This is a genomic window from Streptomyces sp. NPDC007189 (assembly GCF_040703635.1).
Classification (GTDB): Bacteria; Actinomycetota; Actinomycetes; order Streptomycetales; family Streptomycetaceae; genus Streptomyces.
In genome coordinates this window covers 38497-65465 of record NZ_JBEYEY010000017.1, presented here as the reverse complement: position 1 = coordinate 65465, position 26969 = coordinate 38497, and the positions used below count along the sequence as shown (strand labels likewise).

General features: G+C 72.5%; 26 protein-coding genes and 1 pseudogene. 16 read left to right on the top strand and 11 right to left on the bottom strand.

What is annotated here, in order from left to right:
* The first annotated feature begins 54 nt into the window (after positions 1-54).
* Genes AB0950_RS30400 through hutI form a run of 3 tightly spaced genes read left to right on the top strand, consistent with a single transcriptional unit; the run spans position 55 to position 3787 of the window.
* On the top strand, positions 55-1257 hold the full coding sequence (locus AB0950_RS30400; protein ID WP_366779859.1) for an allantoate amidohydrolase: 1203 nt from the start codon (positions 55-57) through the stop codon (positions 1255-1257).
* Positions 1254-2591 carry a formimidoylglutamate deiminase gene (locus AB0950_RS30395; RefSeq protein WP_366779858.1) on the top strand — a complete coding sequence of 446 codons (1338 nt, stop codon included), beginning with the start codon at positions 1254-1256 and terminating at the stop codon, positions 2589-2591. The genes AB0950_RS30400 and AB0950_RS30395 overlap by 4 nt, the downstream gene beginning before the upstream one ends.
* 20 nt (positions 2592-2611) lie before the next feature.
* Positions 2612-3787: an imidazolonepropionase gene (hutI, locus tag AB0950_RS30390; RefSeq protein ID WP_366779857.1), complete on the top strand. Its 1176-nt coding sequence runs from the start codon at positions 2612-2614 to the stop codon at positions 3785-3787.
* Between the two features lie 344 nt (positions 3788-4131).
* Here hutI and AB0950_RS30385 read toward each other — a convergent pair.
* The 5 genes and pseudogenes from AB0950_RS30385 to AB0950_RS30365 form a co-directional block, all read right to left on the bottom strand.
* Positions 4132-5007, bottom strand: a pseudogene (locus AB0950_RS30385) (DMT family transporter); the annotation flags it as partial.
* Between the two features lie 65 nt (positions 5008-5072).
* The gene (locus AB0950_RS30380; RefSeq protein WP_366779856.1) at positions 5073-5249 is read right to left on the bottom strand and encodes a 2OG-Fe dioxygenase family protein; all 177 of its coding nucleotides are present in this window, start codon (positions 5247-5249) and stop codon (positions 5073-5075) included.
* Positions 5250-5256: 7 nt separating this feature from the next.
* Positions 5257-5448, bottom strand: coding sequence for a 2OG-Fe dioxygenase family protein (locus tag AB0950_RS30375; protein ID WP_360158241.1), 192 nt, complete (start codon positions 5446-5448; stop codon positions 5257-5259).
* A 101-nt stretch (positions 5449-5549) separates the two neighbouring features.
* Positions 5550-7115: an RICIN domain-containing protein gene (locus AB0950_RS30370; RefSeq protein WP_366779855.1), complete on the bottom strand. Its 1566-nt coding sequence runs from the start codon at positions 7113-7115 to the stop codon at positions 5550-5552.
* A gap of 306 nt (positions 7116-7421) precedes the next feature.
* Positions 7422-8318 carry an RNA polymerase sigma factor SigF gene (locus AB0950_RS30365; RefSeq protein WP_360158238.1) on the bottom strand — a complete coding sequence of 299 codons (897 nt, stop codon included), beginning with the start codon at positions 8316-8318 and terminating at the stop codon, positions 7422-7424.
* Positions 8319-8562: 244 nt separating this feature from the next.
* Here AB0950_RS30365 and AB0950_RS30360 point away from each other — a divergent pair, with 244 nt between their 5' ends.
* From AB0950_RS30360 to serS, 3 genes are all read left to right on the top strand, one after another.
* A complete protein-coding gene (locus AB0950_RS30360; RefSeq protein WP_360157803.1) occupies positions 8563-8940 on the top strand; it encodes an STAS domain-containing protein in 378 nt (125 codons plus the stop codon).
* Between the two features lie 571 nt (positions 8941-9511).
* Positions 9512-10081, top strand: a complete 570-nt coding sequence (locus AB0950_RS30355; protein WP_360157800.1) for an ATP-binding protein — start codon at positions 9512-9514, stop codon at positions 10079-10081.
* A 366-nt stretch (positions 10082-10447) separates the two neighbouring features.
* A complete protein-coding gene (gene serS, locus AB0950_RS30350; protein ID WP_366779854.1) occupies positions 10448-11758 on the top strand; it encodes a serine--tRNA ligase in 1311 nt (436 codons plus the stop codon).
* 108 nt (positions 11759-11866) lie between these two features.
* Here the strand turns inward: serS and AB0950_RS30345 are convergent, their stop codons facing one another.
* Complete coding sequence (locus AB0950_RS30345) at positions 11867-13372, bottom strand: oligopeptide:H+ symporter (RefSeq protein ID WP_360157794.1); 1506 nt, start codon at positions 13370-13372, stop codon at positions 11867-11869.
* A 508-nt stretch (positions 13373-13880) separates the two neighbouring features.
* Between AB0950_RS30345 and AB0950_RS30340 the strand changes: the two genes are divergently transcribed.
* Both AB0950_RS30340 and AB0950_RS30335 read left to right on the top strand, forming a co-directional pair.
* Positions 13881-14558 carry a response regulator transcription factor gene (locus AB0950_RS30340; protein WP_020940464.1) on the top strand — a complete coding sequence of 226 codons (678 nt, stop codon included), beginning with the start codon at positions 13881-13883 and terminating at the stop codon, positions 14556-14558.
* A 49-nt stretch (positions 14559-14607) separates the two neighbouring features.
* On the top strand, positions 14608-15879 hold the full coding sequence (locus tag AB0950_RS30335; protein WP_360157791.1) for an ATP-binding protein: 1272 nt from the start codon (positions 14608-14610) through the stop codon (positions 15877-15879).
* A gap of 24 nt (positions 15880-15903) precedes the next feature.
* Here the strand turns inward: AB0950_RS30335 and AB0950_RS30330 are convergent, their stop codons facing one another.
* On the bottom strand, positions 15904-16404 hold the full coding sequence (locus tag AB0950_RS30330; RefSeq protein ID WP_360157788.1) for a GtrA family protein: 501 nt from the start codon (positions 16402-16404) through the stop codon (positions 15904-15906).
* 182 nt (positions 16405-16586) lie between these two features.
* Between AB0950_RS30330 and AB0950_RS30325 the strand changes: the two genes are divergently transcribed.
* Genes AB0950_RS30325 through AB0950_RS30315 form a run of 3 tightly spaced genes read left to right on the top strand, consistent with a single transcriptional unit; the run spans position 16587 to position 19437 of the window.
* Positions 16587-17726, top strand: a complete 1140-nt coding sequence (locus AB0950_RS30325) for a 5-(carboxyamino)imidazole ribonucleotide synthase (protein ID WP_360157785.1) — start codon at positions 16587-16589, stop codon at positions 17724-17726.
* Entirely contained in the window at positions 17723-18244 is a 522-nt protein-coding gene (gene purE / locus AB0950_RS30320; protein ID WP_360157782.1) for a 5-(carboxyamino)imidazole ribonucleotide mutase, read from the top strand. The genes AB0950_RS30325 and purE overlap by 4 nt, the downstream gene beginning before the upstream one ends.
* 5 nt (positions 18245-18249) lie before the next feature.
* Positions 18250-19437, top strand: coding sequence for a dipeptidase (locus tag AB0950_RS30315; protein WP_366779853.1), 1188 nt, complete (start codon positions 18250-18252; stop codon positions 19435-19437).
* On the opposite strand, the gene AB0950_RS30310 is transcribed toward AB0950_RS30315, so the two are convergent.
* Positions 19377-20525 carry an alkene reductase gene (locus tag AB0950_RS30310; protein ID WP_366779852.1) on the bottom strand — a complete coding sequence of 383 codons (1149 nt, stop codon included), beginning with the start codon at positions 20523-20525 and terminating at the stop codon, positions 19377-19379. The two genes, AB0950_RS30315 and AB0950_RS30310, sit on opposite strands and share 61 nt — an antisense overlap.
* Positions 20526-20590: 65 nt before the next feature.
* Here AB0950_RS30310 and AB0950_RS30305 point away from each other — a divergent pair, with 65 nt between their 5' ends.
* Both AB0950_RS30305 and AB0950_RS30300 read left to right on the top strand, forming a co-directional pair.
* Positions 20591-20950 carry a MerR family transcriptional regulator gene (locus AB0950_RS30305; RefSeq protein ID WP_360157773.1) on the top strand — a complete coding sequence of 120 codons (360 nt, stop codon included), beginning with the start codon at positions 20591-20593 and terminating at the stop codon, positions 20948-20950.
* Positions 20951-21076: 126 nt separating this feature from the next.
* The gene (locus AB0950_RS30300) at positions 21077-22201 is read left to right on the top strand and encodes a dipeptidase (RefSeq protein WP_366779851.1); all 1125 of its coding nucleotides are present in this window, start codon (positions 21077-21079) and stop codon (positions 22199-22201) included.
* 9 nt (positions 22202-22210) lie between these two features.
* Here AB0950_RS30300 and AB0950_RS30295 read toward each other — a convergent pair whose 3' ends face one another.
* Together AB0950_RS30295 and AB0950_RS30290 are read right to left on the bottom strand one after the other, a co-directional pair.
* Positions 22211-22603: a VOC family protein gene (locus tag AB0950_RS30295; RefSeq protein WP_360157767.1), complete on the bottom strand. Its 393-nt coding sequence runs from the start codon at positions 22601-22603 to the stop codon at positions 22211-22213.
* A 20-nt stretch (positions 22604-22623) separates the two neighbouring features.
* Positions 22624-22995, bottom strand: a complete 372-nt coding sequence (locus AB0950_RS30290) for a VOC family protein (RefSeq protein ID WP_360157764.1) — start codon at positions 22993-22995, stop codon at positions 22624-22626.
* Positions 22996-23078: 83 nt separating this feature from the next.
* Here AB0950_RS30290 and AB0950_RS30285 point away from each other — a divergent pair, with 83 nt between their 5' ends.
* Positions 23079-23585 (top strand): CGNR zinc finger domain-containing protein, encoded by a 507-nt coding sequence (locus AB0950_RS30285; protein ID WP_366779850.1) that lies wholly within the window; start codon positions 23079-23081, stop codon positions 23583-23585.
* Between the two features lie 168 nt (positions 23586-23753).
* Here AB0950_RS30285 and AB0950_RS30280 read toward each other — a convergent pair whose 3' ends face one another.
* Positions 23754-25097, bottom strand: coding sequence for a UDP-glucose/GDP-mannose dehydrogenase family protein (locus tag AB0950_RS30280; RefSeq protein ID WP_360157758.1), 1344 nt, complete (start codon positions 25095-25097; stop codon positions 23754-23756).
* A 179-nt stretch (positions 25098-25276) separates the two neighbouring features.
* On the opposite strand from AB0950_RS30280, the gene AB0950_RS30275 reads away from it, so the two are divergent.
* Positions 25277-26434, top strand: coding sequence for an acyl-CoA dehydrogenase family protein (locus tag AB0950_RS30275; protein ID WP_360574688.1), 1158 nt, complete (start codon positions 25277-25279; stop codon positions 26432-26434).
* Positions 26435-26594: 160 nt separating this feature from the next.
* Positions 26595-26957: a four-helix bundle copper-binding protein gene (locus AB0950_RS30270; RefSeq protein WP_360162258.1), complete on the top strand. Its 363-nt coding sequence runs from the start codon at positions 26595-26597 to the stop codon at positions 26955-26957.
* Positions 26958-26969 lie beyond the last annotated feature (12 nt).

Below are 26969 nucleotides of genomic sequence, written 5' to 3'. Positions count from 1 at the left end.
GAGGTTTCGTCGCCGTCCGGGTCACAGCTTGTAGGTGGCAGCTCCTTTCATGAGATGTGGCGTGAGTTGCTCCCCGTCGGGCGGCATCCCGACTCCCGTGGTTACCGGCGTTTTGCCTGGACAGGGGCCGATGGCGACTGCCGGGCCTGGTTCAGGGAGCAGGCCGGGGCGCGGGGGCTGGCGTACGAGGTCGACCGGAACGGGAATCAGTGGGCCTGGTTGGGGGACCCGGTGGCCGGGGACGCCGTCGTCACCGGGTCGCACCTCGACTCCGTGCCTGACGGAGGGGCCTTCGACGGGCCCCTCGGGGTCGTGTCGTCCTTCGCCGCCCTGGATGAACTGCGCGGGAGGGGAGCGCGGTTCACCAGGCCGGTGGCCATCGTCAACTTCGGGGACGAGGAAGGGGCCCGGTTCGGGCTCGCCTGCGTCGGGTCGCGGCTGACCGCCGGGCAGCTGACCGTCGAGCAGGCGCACCGGCTCACCGACGCGGACGGGGTCACGCTGCCGCAGGCCATGGAGGCCGCCGGGTACGACCCCGAGGGCATCGGGGCCGACCCGGAACGGCTGGCCCGGATCGGCGCGTTCGTCGAGCTGCACGTCGAGCAGGGGAGGGTCCTGGACCTGTCCGGCGACCCGGTGGGCATCGCCAGCGCCATCTGGCCGCACGGGCGCTGGCGGTTCGACTTCCGGGGCGAGGCCAACCACGCCGGCACCACCCGGCTGGTGGACCGCCGCGACCCGATGCTGTCCTACGCCGAGACCGTGCTCGCCGCCCGCCGCGAGGCCGAACTCGCCGGTGCCGTCGCCACCTTCGGGAAGATCGCGGTGGAGCCCAACGGGGTCAACGCGATCCCCTCGCTGGTGCGCGGCTGGCTCGACTCCCGCGCCGCCGACCAGGACACCCTGGACACGGTGGTCGGGGGCATCGAGAAGGCCGCCCGGGAGTACGCCGACGCCCACGGCGTCGACCTGGACGTCGTACGGGAGTCCTTCACCCCGGTCGTCGAGTTCGACCACGCCCTGCGCGACGAGCTCGGCCGCATCCTGGGCAAGGACACCGGCCTGACGGTGCCCGTCCTCGGCACGGGCGCAGGACACGACGCCGGAATCCTCTCCGGCAGCATTCCGACCGCCATGCTGTTCGTGCGCAACCCCACCGGTGTCTCGCACTCCCCGGCCGAGTCCGCCGCCGAGGACGACTGCGTGGCCGGGGTGCGCGCGCTCGCCGACGTACTGGAAGGGCTGGCCTGCAGGTGACCAAGGGGACCTACTGGTTGGAGCACGCCTGGCTCGGCGACCGTGTCGAGCCGGGGGTCGTCGTGGAGACGGAGGGCGGGCGGATCGGCGCCGTGCGCACCGAGGTGCCCACCCCGCCGCCCGGCGCCGAGGTGCTGCGCGGGCTCACCCTGCCGGGGCTCGCCAACGCCCACAGCCACGCCTTCCACCGGGCGCTGCGCGGCACCGTCCAGATCGGCTCCGGGACCTTCTGGACCTGGCGCGAGGTGATGTACTCCGTCGCCGACCGGCTCACCCCGGACAGCTACCACGCCCTGGCGCGCGCGGTGTACGCCGAGATGGCCCTCGCCGGCATCACCTGCGTCGGCGAGTTCCACTACGTGCACCACGCGCCCGGCGGCACCCCCTACGCCGACCCCAACGCGATGGGGGAGGCGCTGATCGCGGCCGCCGCCGAAGCCGGCATCCGGATCACCCTCCTCGACACCTGTTACCTGTCCGCCGGCTTCGGCCAGGCCCCGAACACCCACCAGCTCCGCTTCTCCGACGGCAGCGCGGAGGCCTGGGCCGAACGCTGTGCAGTTCTCAAGGAACGGGATCACGCACGGATCGGGGCGGCGATCCACTCCGTACGGGCCGTGCCCGCCGGGCAGTTGGCGACCGTGGCCGGATGGGCCGAGGAGCGGCGGGCCCCGCTGCACGTGCACCTGTCGGAGCAGACCGCCGAGAACGACGCCTGCCTCGCCGCGCACGGCCGCACCCCCACCCGGCTGCTCGCCGACCACGGCGTCCTCGGCCCGCGCACCACCGGCGTGCACAACACCCACCTCACCGACGAGGACATCGCCCTGCTCGGCGGCTCGCGCACCGGCACCTGCATGTGCCCGACGACCGAACGGGACCTGGCCGACGGCATCGGCCCCGCCGTGGCCCTGCAGCGGGCCGGCTCCCCGCTGTCCCTCGGCTCCGACAGCCACGCCGTCATCGACCTGCTCGAAGAGGCGCGCGCGATGGAGCTGAACGAGCGGCTGCGCACCCGCACCCGGGGCCACTGGACGGCCGCCGCCCTGCTGCGGGCGGCCACCGCCGACGGCCACGCCGCACTCGGCTGGCAGGACGCGGGCGCCATCGAGACCGGCGCGCTCGCCGACCTCACGACGATCGCGCTCGACTCGGTCAGAACAGCGGGCCCGGTGCCGCGACTGGGCGCCGAGACCGCCGTATTCGCCGCGACGGCAGCGGACGTACGGCACACGGTCGCGGGCGGGCGGCACGTCGTACGCGACGGGGCGCACACCCTCGTGCCCGATGTGCCCGGGGCTCTCGCGCGGGCCGTCGCAGCCCTCCGCTCCTGACGACCACCCACGAGGACACCATGAGCAGCAGCACCGTCATCACCAACATCGCCACGCTGGTCACCAACGACCCCTCCCTCGGTGACGGATCCCCCCTGGGACTGGTCCAGGACGCGGCCGTCGTCATCGACGGCGACCGTGTCGTGTGGACCGGTGAATCCAGGAAAGCACCCGCCACTGACAATCGCGTCGACGCGGGCGGCCGGGCGGTGCTGCCGGGCTTCGTGGACTCCCACTCGCACCTTGTCTTCGCCGGCGACCGCACGCAGGAGTTCAACGCCCGCATGTCCGGCCGCTCCTACACGGCGGGCGGCATCCGCACCACGGTCGCCGCCACCCGCGCCGCGAGCGACGCGGAGCTGGAGGCGAACCTGACCCGCTACCTGGCGGAGGCCCTGCGCCAGGGCACCACCACCTTCGAGACGAAGTCGGGCTACGGCCTGACCGTCGAGGACGAGTCCCGCGCCCTGCGCATCGCCGCGCGGCACACCGACGAGGTGACGTACCTCGGCGCGCACATCGTCTCCCCCGACTTCGAGGGCGACCCGGCCGCCTATGTCGCCCTGGTCACCGGCGAGATGCTGGACGCCTGCGCGCCGCACGCCCGCTGGATCGACGTGTTCTGCGAGAAGGGCGCCTTCGACGGCGACCAGGCCCGCGCGATCCTCACGGCGGGCCAGGCGAAGGGACTGCACCCCCGCGTCCACGCCAACCAGCTCTCCTACGGCCCCGGCGTCCAGCTCGCCGTCGAACTGGACGCGGCCAGCGCGGACCACTGCACCCACCTCACGGACGCGGACGTCGACGCCCTCGCCCACAGCCGTACGGTGGCCACGCTGCTGCCCGGCGCGGAGTTCTCCACCCGCGCCGAGTGGCCGGACGCGCGCCGCCTGCTGGACGCGGGCGCCACGGTCGCCCTGTCCACCGACTGCAACCCCGGCTCGTCCTTCACCTCGTCCGTCCCGTTCTGCATCGCCCTGGCCGTCCGCGACATGCGGATGACTCCGGACGAGGCGGTCTGGTCGGCCACCGCGGGCGGCGCCGCGGCCCTGCGCCGCACCGACATCGGCCGCCTGTCTCCCGGCGCCTGCGCCGACCTGACCCTCCTGGACGCCCCCAGCCACGTCCACCTGGCCTACCGTCCGGGCGTCCCTCTGGTGAGCGGGGTCTGGCGCAGGGGCGTGCGGGTGGTCTGAGCTCCCCGGCAGGTGACCGCGCCGGTGTCCGGACCGGCCGCACACCCGGGTCAGAGCGCCCGCGCGGGCGGCAGCGCCGTCGTGGCCGCCCCCGCGTCCCCGACGCCCACGCCCGCGCCCGCGACCGTGCCTGCCGTCCCGGCCTCGGCGCTGGTGGGGTCCGCGGGGGTGCCGGCGGCGTCCGCGGCGGTGGCCCCGGTCGCCCGGTCCTCGGCCCCGGTGATCCCGGTCGCCGCTCCCGCCCCGGTCCCCGTCTTTGTCGCGGCGGTCGCCGCTCCCGTCCCCGTCGCCACGGCCGCCGCTTCCGCGGTGTTCGCGGCCGTGTGTCCCCGGTCCGCCACCGACCGTCCCCAGGCCGTGCCGGCCAGGACCAGGATCGCGCCCAGCAGGCCCAGCCAGCCCGGCCGGTCGCCGCCGAGGGCGATGCCGGCCGCGGCCGCCCACACCGGCTCCGTGCCGAGCAGCAGGCTCACCCGGGAGGGGGAGGTACGGCGCACCGCCCACATCTGCACGAAGAACGCGAACACCGTGCAGAACGCCGACAGATACAGCAGCCCCAGCCAGTCACCGGCGCCGAAGCCGGCCGCGGCCGACCAGGGCGCGGACCCCGTGCCCGGCAGCGTCACCAGCACGGCGAACACCACCACCGCGCTGCCCAGTTGAAGGACGGTCAGCGACAGCGCGTCCGCTCCGCGCACCGACTCCATCCGGGACATGGCGAGGACGTGCACGGTACGCGCGACGGCCGCCCCCAGCATCAGCAGGTCGCCACCGGTCGGAGCGGTGAACCCGGCGCCCTGCGTGAGCAGGGCCACGCCGAGCACCGACAGCCCGGCAGCCGCCAGGAACGAGCCCGGCAGCCTGGTGCCGCGCACCCGGCTCTCGGCCAGCGGGGTGAAGACCATGGTGAGGCTGATGATCAGCCCCGCGTTGGTGGCGGAGGTGTGGACCACGCCGTACGTCTCCAGCAGGAAGATCCCGGCGAGGATCAGTCCGAGCAGCCCCGCGCCGCGTATCTGTGTGGCGCTGAGCGTCCGCAGCCGCCGCCGGGCCGCGACGAGGAGCACCGGCAGCGCGATCGCGAAGCGCAGCACCAGCACGGCGAGCACGGTGTGCTGCGTGGTCACTCCCTTGGCGGCCAGATAGCTGGATCCCCACACCACCGCGACCAGCAGCACGGGAAGATCGGTCAGCCGGCCACGGGCCGCGGTGGTGGTCATGGGCGCTCCTGTGCGTAGGGATCTGCGGACGGCGTTGCCGCGGAGGGACGGGGAGGGTGCCGGGGTCAGCGCTGGGGCGCCGTGTACGCGATCACCAGGACGTCACGGTGGGCGGGCAGCCGGGGGTCCACCGGGTGCACCGGGGTCACCGAGTGCACAGTGCGGCGGTCGTCGCCCAGCAGCAGGTCGCCGGGCTCGGACAGCGTAGCCGTCAGCAGATGGGCGCCCGAGCTGGCGTACACCCCGCTCTCACCGCCGGTGACGTTGGGGCGGCCGATCAGCAGCCAGGGACGCGTCGCTGAAGATCCGGCCGGGTGCGGTCAGCACCGAGTGCAGCAGCGGGTCGCCCGCGAACGACTCCGTCAGCGGGCCGAAGACCCGCTCGACGCCGCCGTTGAGCGGGTTGACGACGGTCTCCTGACGGTACGGCCCGTGCTGCAGCGGGATCAGCTCGCCGGTGGCCGGGTCCAGGTGCTCAAGGCCGGAACAGCGGGCCCAGCCGGACCCGGACGGCCGCCGGACAGCGCCTCAGTCCGCCCGGTTCACCGCGCCCCCGCCCGCCACCGCTGGTCGTCGCCGCCGTCCAGGGGTTGCAGGGACACCCCGTACCTGCCGTCCGGGGTCACCGCCGTCCCGGTGGCGACGGCCGGGCGGATCGTGCCGTCGGGGTCGACGGTGAAGCGGAGGTTGTCGCCGTTGTCGCCGTAGACCGAGCCGCAGGTCCAGATGCCCACGCCCCGGTCGGTCGCGCCGCGGCTGTCCAGGCAGAAGTCCTCGTCGGCCGCCGACCGGAGCACGCCCAGGCCGCTGTCCACGCGCCAGCGCTGGGTCGAGGAGCCGTCGCAGCGCGCGGTGATCACGTCGGTGCCCTGTTCCAGATCGCCGTAGCGGATGTCCAGGCAGCGGCCCGTGGCGACGTTCACCACCTCGGCGAAGGAGGAGCCGGGCGGGGTGAAGGAGGGTGACGGCGGCGGAGTGGGTTTCGGGGTGGGCCGCGGCGACCGCGTGGCCGGGGAAGGGGACGGGGACGGGGAAGTGGGCGTGGGGGACGGGGATTTCGTGGGGGACGGGGAGGGGGTGACGGAGACCGTCGCGGTCACCGTCACCGAGGGGGGTGAAGGCGTCGCCGCTGCCGGCCGCTGGTCGTGGGACTGCGCCGGGACGAGCACGAACACCAGGAGCGGGGCCAGGGCCACGCCGAGGGCCGCCGAGGCCAGCAGGACGCGGCGCCGGGGCGGCCAGACCTGCCGTACCGCCGGGGGTTCGGGGGCGGCGGGCCGGGGTTCCTCGGCGTGGACGTACGCCGTTCCGCGCCATGGCAGCAGCCCCTCCGCGAGGGTCTGCCGGGGCGCGTCCCGCAGGGCCCGCAGCTCCTCGAACGCGGCCGTGCAGTGCGGACAGCGGGCCATGTGCGCGTCCAGGTCGGCGCTGCGGCGCGGGCCGTCCGGCCGTACCGCCTCCTCGATCAGCCGGCGGAAGTCGGCGCAGCGGGCGTCGTCGGAGGCGGCGAGACGCTCGCGGAGGCAGGCCTGCGCCAGGGCCTTGAGGGCCTGCGGGACGCCGAAGGACACGTCGGTGCGGCTCAGGCCGAGGAAGGCGGCGGTCCGGTCCTCCGGCTCCCGCTCCACCAGGCCGTACCAGAGCAGGCCCTGGGCGCGGGAGGGCAGCGAGCGGAAGGCCGGCAGGAGCGGCGGGGTGGGGCCCTCGGGCAGGCCGGAGGTGTTCAGGACGAGCAGCAGTGCGGGGTCGAGTCCGGCGGAGCGATCGTCGCGTGCCCAGGTCGCCGCCGCCCGGCCGGCCAGCAGCAGGAGCCGGTGGCGCAGCGGGACGGCCGGGTCGACGCCCCGGGCCGTCTCGCGGGCGACCGTGGTGACGGTCTCGGCCGCCAGCCGGCGGGCGGCGGACTCGCTCGCCGCGCACAGCCGGGCGTAGGCGAGGACCGCCGGAAGGTGCCGGCGGCGCAGCTCCTGCAGGGCGGGGTACGCCGTGGCCGTGGGGGAGCGCAGCAGTTCGGTCAGCCGGGCGTCCGGTGCGTCCTGAAGCTCCGCGCCCGCGTGCTCCGTACCCGCGTCGGCGCCGTCCGGGCCGGCTCCGTCCCCCTGAGCCATCGTTCAGCCTCCTCGCACCGCCGGGTGACCGCGCCGTTGCGGTCCCGGCCCGGCCCACCGGCCGGTTCGGGGGGCCATAGTGGTCGAGGGGAGTGGCCGGGAAAAGAGGTTTCCGCGGGTAACCAGATAACGGTTGGGACCACGGGCCGAGTTGGCCGGAACCGTGCGCAAGAGCCGGGAATGACAGGCGCATTCGCGGATACCCGCGCCACTCGGAGAGGTGGGGCGCCCACGGCGGCAGCGCAGCGGCCCGGCATGGTGGGCCGGGCCGCTGCGCAGGATGTCACCGCGACGGGGACGCGGAGGTCACTCCTCGATCGTCAGACCCTTGCGCAGCCGTACCAGCGTGCGCGACAGCAGACGGGACACGTGCATCTGGGAGATGCCGAGTTCCTCGCCGATCTCCGACTGGGTCATGTTCGCCACGAACCGCAGGGAGAGGATCTTCCGGTCCCGCGGCGGGAGTTCGGCGATGAGCGGCTTGAGCGACTCCACGTACTCGATGCCCTCGAGGCCGTGGTCCTCGTACCCGATGCGGTCCGCGAGGGCGCCCTCGGTCTCGTCCTCCTCGGGCTGGGCGTCCAGCGAGGAGGCGGTGTAGGCGTTCGAGGCGGCCATGCCCTCGATGACCTCGTCGTTGGAGATGCCGAGCTTCTCGGCCAGCTCCGGGACGGTCGGGGCCCGGTCCAGCCGCTGGGCCAGCTCGTCCCCGGCCTTGGCCAGGTCCAGGCGCAGCTCCTGCAGCCGGCGCGGAACCCGCACGGACCACGAGGTGTCACGGAAGAACCGCTTGATCTCACCGATGATGGTCGGCATCGCGAACGTGGGGAACTCCACTCCGCGGGCGAGTTCGAAACGGTCGATCGCCTTGATCAGGCCGATGGTGCCGACCTGGATGATGTCCTCCATCGGCTCGCTGCGGGAACGGAAGCGGGAGGCGGCGAACTTGACGAGTGCGAGGTTGAGCTCGACGAGGGTGTTGCGGACGTACGAGTACTCGTGCGTCCCTTCCTCCAGCGACTCGAGGCGCTCGAAGAGGGTCTTGGACAGGGCCCGCGCGTCGACCGGGCCGATCTCGTCGTACGGGGGGATCTCCGGGAGTCCCTCGACGGGGTCGAGGGCGTCGATGGGATGATCCAGTTGTTCCGGTGGGGGTGTCGACGTCGCGATCGGGGTATGCGATGCGTCGAGCCGGGGTGACATGGTGTCCTCCATCGTTGTCGGCATATGGCTGCCGAAGCCAGTGCTTGCCTGCGGTGTGCGGCGCCTCCGAAGCCGGCGTGTAGGGATACGTGTCCTACTAGCCCTACCCGGTCGACCGAACCGATCGCAAGTGCGTTCTGTCTAGTTATGTCCGTTTCTGTGAGGTTCTTCGGGTGCCGGAGTTCGCTTGGAGGGCGTAGTGTTCGAGAGCAGTCAGCGTCCACGACCTCGGGAGAGAGACGGCATGGACCACGGGACGGTCGGCAGCGCACAGTCGGGCCGGCTTCTGGTGGAGGTGCGGGAAGAGGGCTCCAGCGCCGTTGTGACACCGGCGGGTGAGCTCGATCACCACACCGCCGATCTTTTGCGTGAGCCCCTCGACGACCTCTTGGACAAGGGCTTCTCGCGCCTTGTCGTGGACTGCTCCCGCCTGGAGTTCTGTGACTCCACGGGGCTGAACGTCCTGCTCGGAGCCCGGCTGAAGGCGGAGGCCGCCGGCGGCGGGGTCCATCTGGCCGGGATGCAGCCGGTGGTCGCCCGCGTGTTCGAGATCACCGGGGCGGAGGCGGTCTTCACCGTGCACGACTCCGTGGAGGCGGCGTTGGCCGAAGGCAGCGACTGAGTCCCCCGGCCCCGCCCTCGCGCGCGGCATGCCGTGAGCGACCGCACCCGTAACGCCGAAAACAGGGGTGTCGTGCCGGATCGTCCGGGCAGGAGAGGGCAGGAGAAGGCGGGACACCCCCTGACGACCGCCGGCCCGGAGGACCCCGGGACCGGCCACACCACGGGACGGGGCGCGCGTGCGACGGACGGTCCAGCGGGACACCCCGCACGGACGATCGACGGACGGGCCGGACCGGACGCCAGGACCGGCCCCGGCGGACAGGACCGGCCGGACCGGCACAACCGGCGCGCCGGACGGCGAGCGGAACCGCGGCCGGACCGGCCGGACCGGACGAGCAGGCCGGACAGGCCCGGACAGCGCGGCCGGACGGACGGCGCGCGGGAGCACGGCCCGCCGGCGGGCGGCACGAGGGACACACGGACGGACGGCGGGTGCGGCACGGACACGCGGACGACGGACAGACGGAAGACGGAACAAGACGGACAGACGGACGACGTACGGGCCGCTCGGCGCGGACCGGCGCCGGACTTTCCATGGTGAACTGGTGAATCGGTGAGGTGAAGCGCTGATGAGCACCACCCGGCCTTACTCGCCGGGCGACCGCGGCCCGGAGCCCAGCGGCGCTTCCGGGGGGTCCGAGGGGGGTGCGCCGACGGCAGGCGGGCCCACGGGGGCGGCCGCGCCGTCCGTGCCGTCCGGGTCCGCCGGCGATACGCGCGAGACCCGGGGCCCTCAGCTCCGCAGAATCAGCCTGCGGGGCGAGAGCGGTGTCGTCCCGCTGGCCCGCGACTTCAGCCGCCAGGCGCTGTACGCGTGGGGCTGGCTGCCCGCCTCCGGCGCCGACCAGCGGGCCGCCGCCGAGGACGTGCTGCTCGTCGTCTCCGAACTCGTCACCAACGCCTGCCTGCACGCCGAGGGCCCCGACGAACTCCTGCTGGCCTGCGACAACAAGGTGATCCGGGTGGAGGTCTCCGACCGCGGCACCGGCCAGCCGGCCCCCCGCACCCCGCACCGCGCCGGCCGCCCCGGCGGCCACGGCATGTTCATCGTCCAGCGGCTCTGCCTGGACTGGGGCGTCGTCCGCACCGCCGACCGGCCGGGAAAGACGGTGTGGGCGGAACTGGGTGCTCCGGCTTAGGCCGTTGGGCCGCCGGGTTCCCGCACGAGGCAGGCCGGGCGCAGTGCGTGCCGCGCGGAAATTCGGTTTCGCACGGACACGGCGGTCCCTAACCTGGGCGCAACGCGCTGACGGAGACGAGTAGCCCGGGGCTCAGCGAGCCGAGAGAGCCGCCGGTCGCTGTGAAGGCGGCCTCGCACCCCGGAGTGAATCCCCTCCCGAGTGCGGGGAGGAAATGCCCCGCCGGCCGGCCCCCGTCATCGGGCCCGACGAGGCCGTCGTACGACGGCGAAGGCGTGGTGGCACCGCGAGCACCCTCTCGCCCACGCCCCGAGGGAACCGACCCGGGGCGGACCGTGCCGCCCCGCCGACCAGTTGGGCAGCACCATGCTTGACGTCACCCTCATCCGGCAGCATCCCGAACGCGTCCGCGAGGGCCTGGCCAAACGCGGCCTGCACGTGGACCTCGACACCTTCCTCGCCCTCGACCGGCGGCTGCGCGGGGCCCGTACGGCCCTGGAGCGGCTGCGCGGCGAACGGCGCCGGGTCTCGGCGGACGTCGCGGTCCGCCGCCGGGCGGGCGAACCGGCGGACGAACTCCTCGCGGCGGCCGCGGACCTGGCCGACCGGGTCGCCGAAGCCACCGCCGCGCACGGCAGGCTGGACGCCGAGCACCGCGCGTTCCTCGACGGCCTGCCGAATCTGCCCGAGCCGGACGTGCCCGCGGGCGGCAAGGAGTGCAACGAGGCCGTGCGCACCGAGGGCGCCCGCCCGGAGTTCGGGTACGCGCCCCGCGACCACGTCCGGCTCACCGAGGAGCTGGGACTGGTCGACCACCGGCGCGGTGCGGCCCTCGCCGGCAGCGGGAACTGGGTGTACCGGGGGGAGGGCGCCGCGCTGGAGTGGGCGCTGCTCAACCACTTCCTGGACACCCACCGCGCGGCGGGCCACACCTTCGTGCTGCCGCCCCACCTGCTCACCTGGCAGGCCGGCTACACCGCGGGCCAGTTCCCGAAGTTCGCGGACGACGTCTTCGTCACGGACCGCGCGCCGGACGGCCGCCCCGAGCGGTTCCTGCTGCCCACCGCCGAGACCGCGCTCGCCGCCCTGCACCACGGCGAGACCCTCGACGAGGCCGAGTTGCCCGTCAAGTACGTGGCGTACACGCCCTGTTACCGCAAGGAGGCGGGCGGCTACCGCACCGCAGAGCGGGGCACCCTGCGCGGCCACCAGTTCAACAAGGTCGAACTGTTCCAGCTCACCCGGCCCGCCGACTCGGACGCCGCCCAGCTCGAACTGCTCGCCGCCGCCGAGCACTTGGTGGCCGAGCTGGGCCTGCACTACCGGGTCACCCGGCTCGCCGCCGGGGACACCGGCGCGGCGCAGGCCAGGACGTACGACGTCGAGGTCTGGCTGCCCAGCCTCGGCGCCTACGCGGAGGTCAGCTCGGTGTCGAACGCCCGCGACTACCAGGCCCGGCGCGGAGGCATCCGGTACCGCCCGGCGGACGGCGGCCGGCCGGCGTACGTGCACACCCTGAACGCCTCGGGCCTGGCCACCAGCCGTCTGGTGCCGGCGCTGCTGGAACAGCACCAGCGGCCCGACGGCACGGTGGCCGTGCCCGAGGTGCTGCGGCGCCGGGGCCTGCCCGAGGTGCTGCGGCGCCGGGGCCTGCCGGAGGTGCTGCGCAGGCCGTGAGGGCCGGGGCCCCTCCCGTACCCCAGGCTGGCGCCCGCCTGCGCCCATGCACGGAGGGCCACCGCATCCCGGGGATGCGGTGGCCCTCCGACGGCCGGGGCCGGGCGACTAGCGCACGTCGCCCATCAGCTTGTTGACCTTCTTGCGGTAGATCCACACGGCCGCACCGGCGAGGACGGCGAGCACGGCCTCCAGGGCCACGTAGCCCATCTTGTCGAGGTTGACCCCGCCGACGGCCGGGTTCGACATCAGCGCGGTGATGGAGTCGCCCGCGGTGACCGCGAGGAACCAGACGCCCATCATCTGCGAGGCGTACTTCTTCGGCGCCATCTTCGTCGTCACGGACAGACCCACCGGCGACAGCGTCAGCTCGCCGACGGTCTGCACGAAGTAGATCGCGACCAGCCACAGCGCCGCCGCCTTGTGACCGCCCTCGGCGATCGACAGCGGGGCGAGGAAGAGGAAGAAGGACGCACCGATCAGCACCAGGCCGGAGGCGAACTTCACGATCGTGCTCGGCTCCTTGCCGCTGCGGTTCAGCCACAGCCACAGCCAGGCGAAGACCGGCGCCAGCGCCATGATCATGACCGGGTTGACCGACTGGTACCAGGAGACCGGGAACGTCCAGCCCGCGATCGAGTTCTTGGCCGAACTGTCCGCGAACAGCGACAGGGTCGAACCGCCCTGGTCGTAGATCATCCAGAACACGGCGGCGGCGGCGAAGAACCAGACGTACGCCCGCACCTTCGACTTCTCCGTCGAGTCCAGGTCCTTGTCGCGCAGCATCCGCGCGATCACCAGGATCGGCACGATCAGGCCGATGAGCGTCAGCGGGATCAGCGCCCAGTTCAGGGTGAAGTGACCGGTGCCGCCCACCAGGCCGTAGAAGACGACCGCGATGACCAGCCAGATCAGGCCCTTGCGCAGGGTGGCGGCCTTCTCCTGGCGGCTGAGCGGGGTCGGGACCTCGCTGCTCTCCGGGCTCAGGTGGCGGCCGCCGAGCAGGTACTGGGCCAGGCCCAGCGCCATGCCGAGCGCGGCCAGCGCGAAGCCGAAGTGCCAGTTGACGTTCTCACCGACGGTGCCGATGATCAGCGGCGCGGCGAAGGCGCCCAGGTTGATGCCGATGTAGAAGAGGGTGAAGCCACCGTCGCGGCGCGGGTCGTCCGGACCCTTGTAGAGGTGGCCGACCATCGTGGAGATGTTGGCCTTCAGCAGACCCGAACCGATCGCGACCAGGATCAGGCCGACGAAGAAGCTCGCGGCCGCGGGCAGGGCCAGGCACAGGTGGCCGAGCATGATGATCAGGCCGGAGACGGCGACCGTCTTGCGGGGGCCGAGGAAGCGGTCGGCGACCCAGCCGCCCGGCAGGGCGAGCAGGTACACGAGCGACACGTACACCGAGTAGATCGCGGTCGCCGTGCCCGCGCTCAGGTGGAGGCCGCCCGGGGCCACCAGGTACAGCGGGAGCAGAGCCCTCATGCCGTAGTAGGAGAAACGCTCCCACATCTCGGTCATGAAGAGTGTGGCCAGGCCGCGGGGGTGGCCGAAGAAGGTCTTCTCGGCTCCGGGGGTGCCCGGGCGGACCGAGTCCTTCGTCAGGCTGGACGCCATGGTCGTTCCTTGCTGGTCGGGACGCGCTGGTCGAGCGTTGCGCGCCCGGTGGGGGTGCGGCCGGCACCGGCGGGGTCGGCCGTCCGCCCCCAACGCCCGAGGGGAGTCCGCGTCCGGGTCTCGGAAGCGGTGGACGGCGACCACCGGGATCCACGCCCCGTCGCGCGGCGATGCGCTGCGGAGCCCGGCCAGAGGTCGTTCCTTTCAAGGCTGATCATGATCAGCCCGCACACAAAAGAGACCTTCAGCTCACGTGCCCGCCGAAGGTCCCCTGGTGTACTACAGGCGTTCAGGTCACTGTAAGGCAGGACACTGCCGGATATGGAAGGACTTGAGACACGGATCACAGGTGTCGCAGGAACCACAGGACGGCAATCGAAGGTCCTTCCTACGATCGCATCCCCAGAGCGATGGTTCGTACCAGCGGCGCACCACCGGCGCGCGAAGGTAAGAGAACCCGGAACCGATCACACCCCAGCACCGTACGCAGGCGGTCTACCATCACCTCATGACCCGTGTACTGCTCGCCGAGGACGACGCGTCCATCTCGGAGCCGCTGGCCCGCGCCCTGCGCCGGGAAGGTTACGAGGTCGAGGTGCGCGAGGACGGACCCACCGCGCTCGACGCCGGAATGCAGGGCGGCGTCGATCTGGTCGTGCTGGACCTGGGCCTGCCGGGCATGGACGGCCTGGAGGTCGCCCGCCGCCTGCGGGCCGACGGCCACACCGTGCCGATCCTCATCCTGACCGCGCGGGCCGACGAGGTGGACACCGTCGTCGGCCTGGACGCGGGCGCCGACGACTACGTCACCAAGCCCTTCCGGCTCGCCGAACTGCTCGCCCGGGTGCGGGCGCTGCTCCGGCGCGGCGCCGCCGAACCCCAGCAGCCGCCCGCGACGCACGGGGTGCGGATCGACGTCGAGTCGCACCGGGCATGGATGGGCGACGAGGAACTCCAGCTCACCGCCAAGGAGTTCGACCTGCTGCGGGTGCTGGTGCGGGACGCCGGCCGGGTCGTCACGCGCGACCAGCTGATGCGCGAGGTCTGGGACACCACGTGGTGGTCGTCCACCAAGACCCTGGACATGCACATCTCCTGGCTGCGCAAGAAGCTCGGCGACGACGCGGCGAACCCCCGTTACATCGCCACGGTGCGCGGGGTCGGCTTCCGCTTCGAGAAGAGCTGAGCCCCGCCCGGGACCTTCCGGGACCAGCGACCACCTCAGGTAACGGAACATGCGCCGACGTCTCATCCAGTCCACCCTCGCTGTCGTCCTCGTGGTGATCGCCGTCTTCGGTATCTCCCTGGTGATCGTCGAGTCGCGGACGATCAGCAACAGCGCCCAGGAGCGGGTGGACTCCGAGGCGATCCGGCTGGCCAGCATCGTGGACAGCAGGATCCTCGCCTCGGAGAACGTCAACGCGGACGTGCTGCGCAATCCGGTCAGCCGGGAGCAGTTCGCGGTCATCCGCATGCCCGGCAAGCCGCCGATCGAGATCGGCACCCGGCCGCACGGCGACGTGATCCACGCCACGCAGCGCGGCGAGGAGGGCGAGACCGTCACCGTGCAGGAGCCGCGCTCCGCGGTGACCCGCGAGGTCGGCCGCACCCTGCTGATCATCGGCCTGGTGGCGCTGCTCGCGGTGGTCGCCGCCGTCCTGCTCGCCGTACGGCAGGCCAACCGGCTCGCCTCCCCGCTGACCGACCTCGCCGAGACCGCCGAACGGCTCGGCTCCGGCGACCCCCGCCCCCGGCACAAGCGCTACGGCGTCCCCGAGCTGGACCGGGTCGCCGATGTCCTGGACTCCTCCGCCGAGCGGATCGGCCGCATGCTGACGGCCGAGCGGCGCCTGGCCGCCGACGCCTCCCACCAGCTGCGCACCCCGCTGACGGCCCTCTCGATGCGCCTGGAGGAAATCACCCTCACGGATGACCCGGACACCGTGAAGGAAGAGGCGAACGTCGCGCTCACCCAGGTCGAGCGGCTCACCGACGTGGTCGAGCGGCTGCTGACGAACTCCCGCGACCCGCGCACCGGCTCCGCCGTCACCTTCGACCTGGACGAGGTCATCCAGCAGCAGCTCGCCGAGTGGCGCCCGGCCTACCGCAGCGCCGGCCGCGCCATCGTCAGCTCCGGCAAGCGGCATCTGCAGGCCGTCGGCACGCCCGGGGCGGTCGCCCAGGTGCTGGCGGCGCTGATCGAGAACTCCCTCATGCACGGCGGCGGCACGGTCGCGCTGCGCACCCGCGTCACCGGCAACCAGGCCGTGGTCGAGGTCACCGACGAGGGCCCCGGCGTCCCGGCCGACCTCGGCGCGCGGATCTTCGAGCGGACCATCAGCGGCCGCAACTCCACGGGGATCGGCCTCGCCGTCGCCCGCGACCTCGCGGAGGCCGACGGGGGGCGCCTGGAGCTGCTGCAGGCCCAGCCGCCGGTGTTCGGCCTGTTCCTGTCGCGCACCCCGCCGGCCCGCAAGCCGGGGGAGGAGCAGCCCACGGTCCGGTAAGGGGGCGCCGGCCCGCTCGCGCTCTTACGGGACCCGCTGGGACTTCTGCTCGGAGTGGGGCCGCTTCGATTCGGCCACCAGGATCGACTCCGCCTCGTGGCTCGGCTGCACCCGGAACACCCAGGTGCGGTACGACCAGAAGCGGAACAGGGTCGCGACGCCGATGCCCACGAACTTGAAGACGTTGCTCTGCAGCGGGCTGTCCCAGCCGAAGCCGTAGGTCGCCAGGTAGAGCACGCCGTTCTCGATGACCAGGCCGATCGCGCTGAAGAAGAGGAAGAGCGACAGTTCCTTGGTGCGCCCGCCCTTGTCGCGGTCCCGGTACGTCCAGTAGCGGAAGCCGACGTAGTTGAAGGCGATCGCGACCACCGTCGCGATGATGCTGGCGCGCACCACCGGGAGGTCGGAGACGTGGCGGACCAGGTTGAACACGCCGAGGTTGACGAAGATGCCCGCAACGCCGACGGTGCCGAACTTGGCCACCTCGCGTACGAGCCGTTGCAGCCCCGAGGAACGAGGTTCCATGGCTGTGCAGCTCCCGTCGGTAGGTTTCGTCAGCCCAGCCATGCTATCCACGCGAACCCTCCGCCGCCTGCGCACAAGGCCAATACCAGGAAACAGATCGGAAAGAGAGGGGAAAGCGACTGGTAAGAGACCGTGCGAGGGACGTTGTCCGGTCCTGTCGGCGTGGCCGATACGCTAGGGGTGTGACGTTCCCGGTAGTCGGCATGGTCGGCGGGGGCCAGCTCGCGCGTATGACGCACGAGGCGGGTATCCCGCTGGGCATCAGGTTCAAGCTTCTCAGTGACACCCCTCAGGACTCTGCGGCGCAGGTCGTGAACGATGTCGTCGTCGGCGACTATCGCGATCTGGACACGCTGCGCGAGTTCGCGCGCGGTTGCGACGTGATCACCTTCGATCACGAACATGTACCCACCGAGCACCTCAGGGCCCTGGAGGCGGACGGCATCCCCGTGCGTCCGGGCCCCGACGCGCTGGTGCACGCCCAGGACAAGGGTGTGATGCGCGCGAAGCTCGACTCGATCGGCATCCCGTGCCCCAGGCACCGCATCGTCAGCGATCCGCAGGACGTGGCGCGGTTCGCGGCCGAGGGCGACGGCTTCCCCGTCGTCCTGAAGACCGTGCGCGGCGGCTACGACGGCAAGGGCGTGTGGGTCGTGGACAGCGCCGAGGAGGCCGCCGAGCCGTTCAAGGCCGGCGTCCCGGTGCTCGCCGAGGAGAAGGTCGACTACGTCCGCGAGCTCGCCGCCAACGTCGTACGCTCCCCGCACGGCCAGGCCGTCGCCTACCCGGTGGTGGAGTCGCAGCAGGTCAACGGCGTGTGCGACACGGTCATAGCCCCGGCCCCGGGCCTGGAGGAGTCCCTGGCGCTCGAGGCCGAGCAGATGGCCCTGACCATCGCCAAGGAGCTGGGCGTCGTCGGGCACCTCGCGGTGGAGCTGTTCCAGACCCGCGACGGCCGCATCCTCGTCAACGAACTGGCGATGCGCCCGCACAACTCCGGCCACTGGAGCATGGACGGCGCGATCACCTCGCAGTTCGCCAACCACATCCGCGCGGTCCTCGACCTGCCGCTCGGCGACCCGCGCCCGCGCGCGAAGTGGACCGTGATGGTCAACGTCCTGGGCGGCGACTTCCCGGACATGTACTCCGCCTACTTGCACTGCATGGCCCGCGACCCCAAGCTCAAGATCCACATGTACGGCAAGGACGTGAAGCCCGGCCGCAAGGTGGGACACGTCAACACTTACGGCGACGACCTGGACGACGTGCTGGAGCGCGCCCGCCACGCAGCCGGCTACCTGAGAGGCACGATCACCGAATGAGCCCTGTTGTTGGCATCGTCATGGGGTCGGACTCCGACTGGCCCGTCATGGAGGCCGCCGCCAAGGCCCTGGACGAGTTCGAGATCGCCTACGAGGTCGACGTCGTCTCCGCGCACCGCATGCCGCGCGAGATGGTCACGTACGGCGAGCAGGCCGCCGACCGCGGCCTGAAGGTGATCATCGCCGGGGCCGGGGGCGCCGCCCACCTGCCCGGCATGCTCGCCTCCGTCACCCCGCTGCCGGTCATCGGCGTGCCGGTCCCGCTGAAGTACCTCGACGGCATGGACTCGCTGCTCTCCATCGTGCAGATGCCGGCCGGCGTGCCCGTGGCCACCGTCTCCGTCGCCGGCGCCCGCAACGCCGGGCTCCTCGCGGCCCGCATCCTCGCCGCGCACGACGAGGACCTGCTGCACCGCATGCGCGACTTCCAGCAGGAGCTGAACGACCAGGCCACCGAGAAGGGCAAGCGGCTGCGCTCCAAGGTCGAGGGCCAGGGCCACTTCGGCTTCGGGAAGTGACGGCGATGACGTCGGTGGAGGCGGCCCGGGAGCTGCTGCGGGAGTTCCCGGTCGTCGACGGCCACAACGACCTGCCCTGGGCGCTGCGCAAGGCGGCCGGCTACGACCTGGACAAGCTGGACATCGCCGGCCACCAGGGCGCGCACCTGCACACCGACATCCCGCGGCTTCGCGAGGGCGGGGTCGGCGCGCAGTACTGGTCGGTGTACGTGCCGGCCGAGCAGCCGGAGCCGGTCGCGGCGACGCTGGAGCAGATCGACTGCGTCCGGCGATTGCTGGACCGCTACCCGGCCGACCTGGCCCCGGCCCTGACCGCCGCCGACATGGAGACGGCCCGTAGGGACGGCCGTATCGCCTCCCTGATGGGCGCCGAGGGCGGCCACTCCATCGCCAACTCGCTGGGCACCCTGCGCGGCCTGCACGCACTCGGCGTGCGCTACATGACGCTCACCCACAACTCCAACGTGGACTGGGCGGACTCCGCGACCGACGAGCCGAGGGCCGGCGGCCTGACCGCGTTCGGCCGCGAGGTCGTCCGCGAGATGAACCGGCTCGGCATGCTGGTCGACCTCTCGCACGTGGCGCCGACGACGATGCGCGACGCGCTCGACACGTCCGAGGCGCCGGTGGTCTTCTCCCACTCCTCCGCCCGCGCGGTCTGCGACCACCCGCGCAACATCCCCGACGACGTCCTTCAGCGGCTGCCGGCCAACGGCGGCGTCGCGATGGTGACGTTCGTACCGAAGTTCGTCCTCCAGGCGGCCGTCGACTGGACCGCCGCGGCCGACGAGAACCTGCGCGCCCACGGCCTGCACCACCTGGACACCAGCCCCGAGGCGATGAAGCTCCACCGCGCCTTCGAGGAGCGCAACCCGCGCCCGGTCGCCACGGTGTCCACGGTCGCCGACCACCTCGACCACATGCGCGAGGTCGCCGGCGTCGACCACCTGGGCATCGGCGGCGACTACGACGGCACCGCGTTCACCCCCGACGGGCTCAGCGACGTCTCCGGCTACCCCAACCTCCTCGCCGAACTCCTCGACCGCGGCTGGTCCAGGACCGACCTGGCCAAGCTCACCTGGCAGAACGCGGTCCGGGTGCTGGAGGCCGCCGAGTCCGTGGCCCGCGGCCTTCAGGCCACGCGCGCGCCGTCCGTCGCCACGATCGAGTCGCTGGACGGCACGGACGGCTGACCGTCCAGGGCGGGGTAGTCGTTGTAGCCGTCGGCCCCGCCCACGTACATGAAGTACCGCTCCCGGACCGGGTTGAGCGGTGCGCCCAGGCGCAGCCGGGCGACCAGGTCCGGGTTGGCGAGGAACGGCCGGCCGAGCGCCACCAGGTCGGCGCCGGCCGCCAGCATCTCGCGCGTGGCCCGGGTGACGGCCTCGGTGGTCAGGTCGGTCAGGTCCGGGTTGCCGATCAGGACGCCGGGCCAGTCGGCGCGGATCTTCCGGTACCAGCCGGCCCGCGGGTCGGAGCGCACCAGGTGCAGATAGGCGAGGTCCAGCCCCTTGAGGCGGTCCAGGAGCGCGGCGTAGAGGCCGTCGGTGTCCTCCTCCCGGACGCCGTTGACGGTGGAGGCGGGGGAGATGCGGATGCCCACCCGGTCGGCGCCGATCGCGTCGGCCACCGCCTCGGTCACCTCCGCCGCGAACCGTACCCGCCGCCGCACGGAGCCGCCGTAGCCGTCGCCTCGGCGGTTGGTGTTGTCCGCGAGGAACTGGTGCAGCAGCATCCCGTTGGCCGAGTGCACCTCCACGCCCTCGAAGCCGGCGTCGACCGCCCGGCGCGCGGCGGCGGCGAAGTCGGCGACGGTGGCGCGGATGTCGTCCGCGGTCATCTCGCGCGGGACGGCGGCCGGCTGGTGGCCCTCCGGGGTGAAGATCGTCTCCGGCTGCGGGACGGCGGAGGGCGCGACGGGGGTGAGGCCGGTGGTCGCCGGATGACCGACCCGGCCCCCGTGCTGGAGCTGGAGGAACATCCGCCCGCCGGCCGCCCGTACCGCGTCGGTGACCCGCCGCCAGCCGGCCACGTGCCGGTCGGTGTGGATCGCGGTGATGTTCGGGTACGTCTGCCCGACCGCGTTGGGCGTCGAGCCCTCCGCGATGATCAGACCGGCGGAGGCGCGCTGGGCGTAGTGCTCGACCATCAGGTCCGTGGGGGTGCCGTCGGCCGCCGCGCGGTTGCGGGTGAGCGGGGCCATCACGAGGCGGTGCGGGAGGGCGAGCCGGCCCAGCCGGGAGGGGGCCAGGAAGTCCGTGGTGTCCGTTGTCTGCGTCATGCGGGCACGGTAGAACTTGACACTGATGTGAGGTTCAAGCCCCGAGGACGCCCGGAGGTCCCGCAGTGAGGATCGGCGAACTGGCCCGGCGCACCGGCGTGAGCGAGCGGTCGCTGCGCTACTACGAGACCCAGGGACTGCTCGTCGCGGACCGCACCCCCGGCGGCCACCGCGACTACCCGGAGACGGCCGTCGACCGGGTCATCCGGATCCAGGAGCTGTACGCGGCCGGGCTGCACAGCGAGAAGATCCGGCAGCTGCTGCCCTGCATGCGCGACCGGGACGGCGGACCCTCCGCGATCGCCACCCCGCGCCTGGTGCAGGACCTGACCGCCGAACGCGAGCGGATCGACCGCATGATCGCCGATCTGCGCCGCTCCCGGGAGACCCTGGACGAGGTCATCCGCACGGCCCGGGACGCCTGACCGGCCGTACCCCCGAACGCCCCACTCACCGGGAAGTTCCCGTCTTCTCCGTGCGACCGTGGCGATACGCCCCACCACGACGCAGCTCACGGCCGATGTGAGCGACGACGACGTACGGAGCCCGCCATGGCCGACCTCCAGGACGACATCCCCGCCACGACCGAGGCCGGTGAGGACGAGGACCTGCCGGACGACCCGTTCCCCGGGGACCGGGACCACGAGGGGCGCGCCTGCCTGGAGCGGGCCCACGCCGTGCTCGCCGCCCACCCGGTCGCCGACGGCTACAGCGGGCTGCCCTGGGCGCTGCGCCATCTGACCTGGTACGACCTCGAACTCGGCGAGGCGGCCGTCGACACCGACGTCCCCCGGCTGCGCGAGGGACACGTCGGCGCGCTGTTCTGGTCCCTGCACCTGCCCGAGGGCCCCGGCGGCGACCGGGCGACGGCCGCGACCCTGGAGCAGGTGGACCAGGCGCGCTCGGTGATCGAGGCCAACCCGGAGGGGCTGCGCCTGGTGCGCACCGCCGGGCAGATCATCGACGCCCGCAACCGCGGCCGGGTCGCCGTGCTGCTCGGCCCCGCCCACGCCACCGCGCTCGACGACTCCCTCGGCGTCCTGCGCATCCTGCACGCCCTCGGCCTGCGCGTGCTCACGCTGGCGGGCACGGCCTGGGCGGGGGAGCAGGGGCTCAGCCGGTTCGGCGAGGAGGTGGTCCGCGAGATGAACCGGCTCGGTGTCCTCGCCGACGTCTCCGGGGCCTTTGCCGCCACCGCCGAGCGCGTCGTCGCGCTGTCGAAGTCCCCGGTGCTGTGCACCCGCTCCGCCGCCCACGGCCTGCGCCCGCACCCCGCCAACCTGCCCGACGAGCTGCTCGCCGCCCTGGGCGCGGCCAGGGGGCTGTGCATGGTGCCGCTGACCGCCGAGCAGACCGGGCCGACGGTCCACGACGTCGCCGATCACCTCGACCACGTCCGCGAGGTGGCCGGCCGGGAGTGCGTGGGCCTGTCCGGCACCTACGACTCCGGCGCCGCCCACCCCCGCGACCTCGCCGACGCCTCCGGATACCCATACCTGATCGCCGAGCTCCTGCGGCGCGGCTGGTCCGAGCCCGAGCTGGCCCTGCTGGCCTGGGGCAACGTCCAGCGGGTGCTGCGCAGCGCGGACTTCACGGCCCGCGCCGCACAGCAGCGCCGGGAGAGAGCTGCTGGGGCGTCCACCGCGAGGATCACGGAACTGGACGCCGCCCCCTAGCCCCCCGGCTCAGGGGTGTTCGATCCGGCACAGGCAGAAGGGATGCCCGGCCGGGTCGGCGTACACCTGGAAGTCCTTCTTCTCGCGGTCCTCGAGGTCCAGCGGCCGGGCGCCGAGGGCGAGCACCCGCTCGTGGGCCGCGTCGACGTCCGCCCAGGTCGGGCCCGCGTCGAAGTCCAGGTGGAACTGCTGGCCGTTGCGGTCGGCGCGCGGCCACTCCGGCGGGGTGTGCCCCTCGGCCCGCTGGAAGGCCAGCCGCGGGCCGTCCGGCACCTTCAGCACGACCCAGTCGTCGTCCTCCGCCTGCGGGGTGCCCCCGGCCACCGCGGCGTAGAAGTCGGCCAGCGCGTGCGGATCGGGGCAGTCGAGGACGACGGAACGGAAACGGGCGACGGACGCCATGGGATCCTCCTTCAGGACGCTCAGCCGGCGCACAGGCAGAACGGGTGCCCTGCCGGGTCGGCGTACACACGGAACGTGCGCTCGCGGTCGTCGGCGTCCAGCGGCTGGGCGCCCAGCTCCAGCACCCCCTTCTCGGCCGCGTCCAGGTCCTCCACCACCAGGTCCAGGTGGAAGTGCTGCGAGTGGTCGGCGGCGGGCCAGCGCGGCGGCACGTACCCCGGCGCCTCCTGGAAGGCCAGCGACGGTCCGCCGGGCACCTTCAGGTCCACCCACTCGCCGCTGTCGTCGGAGTTCGCCTCCACCGTGCCGCCCAGCACCGCGGCGTAGAAGCCGGCCAGCGCACGGGGATCGGGACAGTCCAGCACCACGACACCGAGCTTGGCGAGAGCCATGACTACCTCCTCGGGTTACCTCTGGAGACGGGTAACCGGTAACGGTTACTGCATGCTCCCCTATGGGGGGTAACGTCGCAAGCATGAGCGAGAGATCGGCCGCCCCCGGAGCGCTCGGGCTGGTGGAGTCCCTGGTCAACACCCTGGACCTGGAGACCGGCGGCGACGCGCTCGACACGGCCGACGGACGCGCCCGCTTCGGCATCGCCGAGGACGAGCTGGCCGGGGTGCGCGAACTGCGCGAGTCGCTGCGGGCCGCGCTGCTGGCGCACGCCGGGCACCGGCCGCACCGCACGGTGACCCCGCTCGGCGAGCTGCTGGCCCGCGCCCCCCTGTACGTCACCGTCGACCCCGAGGACGGCTCGGCCGCGCTCGCCCCCGCCCCGGGCGCCCCGTTGCTCGACCGGGTCGCCGCCGCCGTGGCGGAGGGGGTCGCTCAGGGCACCTGGATGCGGCTGAAGGCCTGCGAGGCCGCCGACTGCCACTGGGCCTACTACGACCGCAGCCCCGCCGGGCGGGGCCGCTGGTGCTCGATGCAGGTGTGCGGGGCGCGCGCGAAGATGCGGCGCTACCGGGCGAAGGGACCCTGACCCACAGGGTCTTGGTGCAGAATGCGGACAGACGCCGGTTCGGCCGACTGAGCCTCGGCCGAACCGGCGTCGCCGTAGGCCCGTAGGCCCATACGTCGCAGGTCCGTTACGCCGTAGGTCCGTACCTCGTACGTCCGTCACGGCATCGTCCGCGCCGCCGCACGTGCGTCACGCCGTCGGGCGGCCCATCGCCCGGTACGTCCAGCCCGCCCGGCGCCACAGCTCCGCGTCGAGCGCGTTGCGGCCGTCCAGGATCAACCGGGCCGCCGCGACCTCGCCGAGCGCCGCCGGGTCCAGCTCGCGGAACTCCCGCCACTCGGTCAGGTGCAGGACGACGTCGGCCGAGCGCACCGCCTCCAGCGCCGAGCCGGCGTACCCGAGTGTCGGGAAGACCTTGCGGGCGTTGTCCATGCCCTTCGGGTCGTACACCGTGACCTGGCCGCCCTGCAGGTGGATCTGCCCGGCCACGTTCAGCGCGGGCGAGTCGCGGACGTCGTCCGAGTCGGGCTTGAACGTGGCGCCGAGCACCGCGACCCGCTTGCCGAGGAAGGAGCCCCCGCCGAGCGCCTCCCGGGTCATCTCCACCATCTGGCCGCGCCGGCGCATGTTGATGGAGTCGATCTCGCGCAGGAAGGTCAGCGCCTGGTCCGCGCCCAGCTCACCGGCGCGCGCCATGAACGCCCGGATGTCCTTCGGCAGACAGCCGCCGCCGAAGCCGATCCCGGCACGCAGGAACTTCTTGCCGATCCGGTCGTCGTGCCCGATGGCCTCCGCCAGCTTCGCCACGTCGCCGCCCGCGGCCTCGCACACCTCCGCCATCGCGTTGATGAAGGAGATCTTCGTGGCGAGGAAGGAGTTCGCGGCCGTCTTCACCAGCTCGGCGGTCGGGAAGTCGGTGACGACGAACGGCGTGCCCTCGCCGAGCGGGGTCGCGTACACCTCCCGCAGCAGCTTCTCGGCGCGCTCGCTGCGCACGCCGGCCACGATCCGGTCCGGGTGCAGGGTGTCGTGCACGGCGAAGCCCTCGCGCAGGAACTCCGGGTTCCAGGCCAGCTCGGCGTCGCCGCCCGCCGGGGCGTGCGCGGCGAGGTAGTCCGCCAGCCGGTCCGCCGTGCCCACCGGCACCGTCGACTTGCCGACGACCAGGGCCGGGCCGTGCAGATGCGGGGCGAGCGAGGAGATCGCGGAGTCGACGTACGACATGTCGGCCGCGTAGTCCCCGTGCCGCTGCGGGGTGTTCACGCACACGAAGTGCACGTCGCCGAAGGCGCCGACCTCGGCCCAGTCGGTGGTGAACCGCAGCCGCCCGGTCGACCCCTCGAAGCCCGCCACATGCCGGCGCAGCAGCTCCTCGAGCCCCGGCTCGTACATCGGGGTCTCGCCGCGCTCCAGCAGGGCGATCTTCTCGGGTACGACATCGAGTCCCAGCACCTCGAAGCCGAGCTCGGCCATGGCCGCGGCGTGCGTGGCGCCGAGGTAGCCGGTGCCGATCACGGTGATCTTCAGGCTCATGGATGCGCTCCAGCTCGGGTACGTCGGTGCTGCGGCCCCTGAGCATAGTCGGGCCGCCCGCCGGGCAATTTCCCCGCTGTCGTGTAGGTCACGTAGGCGTGCTGCGGGCCGACCTCTAAAATTTTGATTACTTAACGGTAATTAGCGTCAGTATCACTGCGTCTTTGGAGCGTGAGTTCGTGGCCGGATCGGCTGACTTCGACCTGTACCGCCCGTCCGAGGAGCACGACATGCTCCGGGACGCCGTCCGCTCCCTGGTCGAGGCGAAGATCGCGCCGTACGCCGCGGCGGTGGACGAGGAGGCCCGCTTCCCGCAGGAGGCCCTCGACGCCTTGGTGGCCAACGACCTGCACGCGGTGCACGTCCCCGAGGAGTACGGCGGCGCCGGCGCCGACGCGCTCGCCACGGTCATCGTGATCGAGGAGGTGGCCCGCGCCTGCGTCTCCTCCTCCCTCATCCCCGCGGTGAACAAGCTCGGCTCGCTCCCGGTGATCCTCTCCGGCGGCGAGGAGCTGAAGAAGAAGTACCTCACCCCGCTCGCCAAGGGCGACGGGATGTTCTCGTACTGCCTCTCCGAGCCGGAGGCGGGCTCCGACGCGGGCGGCATGAAGACCAAGGCGGTCCGCGACGGCGACCACTGGGTCCTCAACGGCGTGAAGCGCTGGATCACCAACGCGGGCGTCTCCGAGTACTACACGGTCATGGCCGTGACCGACCCGGCCAAGCGCACCAAGGGCATCTCCGCGTTCGTGGTCGAGAAGTCCGACGAGGGCGTCTCCTTCGGCGCCCCGGAGAAGAAGCTCGGCATCAAGGGCTCCCCGACCCGCGAGGTGTACTTCGACAACGTGCGCATACCCGCCGACCGCATGATCGGCGAGGAGGGCACCGGCTTCGCGACCGCGATGAAGACCCTGGACCACACCCGCATCACCATCGCCGCCCAGGCGCTGGGCTGCGCGCAGGGCGCCTTCGACTACGCCAAGGGCTACGTCCAGGAGCGCAAGCAGTTCGGCAAGGCGATCGCCGACTTCCAGGGCATCCAGTTCATGCTCGCCGACATGTCGATGAAGATCTCGGCGGCCCGCGCCCTCACCTACCAGGCCGCCGCCGCCTCCGAGCGCGGCGACGCCGACCTCACCTACCTGGGCGCCGCCGCCAAGTGCTTCGCCTCGGACGTGGCGATGGAGGTCACCACGGACGCCGTCCAGCTCCTCGGCGGCTACGGCTACACCCGCGACTACCCGGTGGAGCGCATGATGCGCGATGCGAAGATCACGCAGATTTATGAAGGCACGAACCAGGTTCAGCGGATCGTCATGGCCCGCAACCTGCCGTAACGGCACGGCGGTTCACGCTGTGGGAAGGCGCCCTCCGGGGCGCCTTTCCGCTCTTCGCGGGCACCTTACGACCGGTCGGTCACATGCGCGCGGGGCCGGGTCGTCGTAGGACGGAAGCACACGGGGTCCGCCCCGGGCCCCCGGGTTCCCAGGAGGAGCCATGACCCAGTCCCAGATGATGCCGGCCCTGACCCAGCAGATGCAGGACTGCATCGAGGCCTGCATGAACTGCCACAGCATGTGCGAGGAGTCCATGAGCTCCTGCATGCAGAAGGGCGGCCAGCAGCAGATGCAGGTCATGCGGGCGCTGATGGACTGCTCCGAGATGACCCGCATGTGCGCCGACATGATGATGCGGCGCTCGCCCATGTCCGTCGAGATGTGCCAGATGTGCGCCAAGGTGTGCCAGATGTGCGCCGAGGCGTGTATGACCATGCCCGACGACCAGCAGATGATGCGCTGCGCGGAGGCGTGTCGCCGCTGCGCGGAGACGTGCCGGGCGATGGCGGGGGCCGGTATGTGAGCACGGGAACCG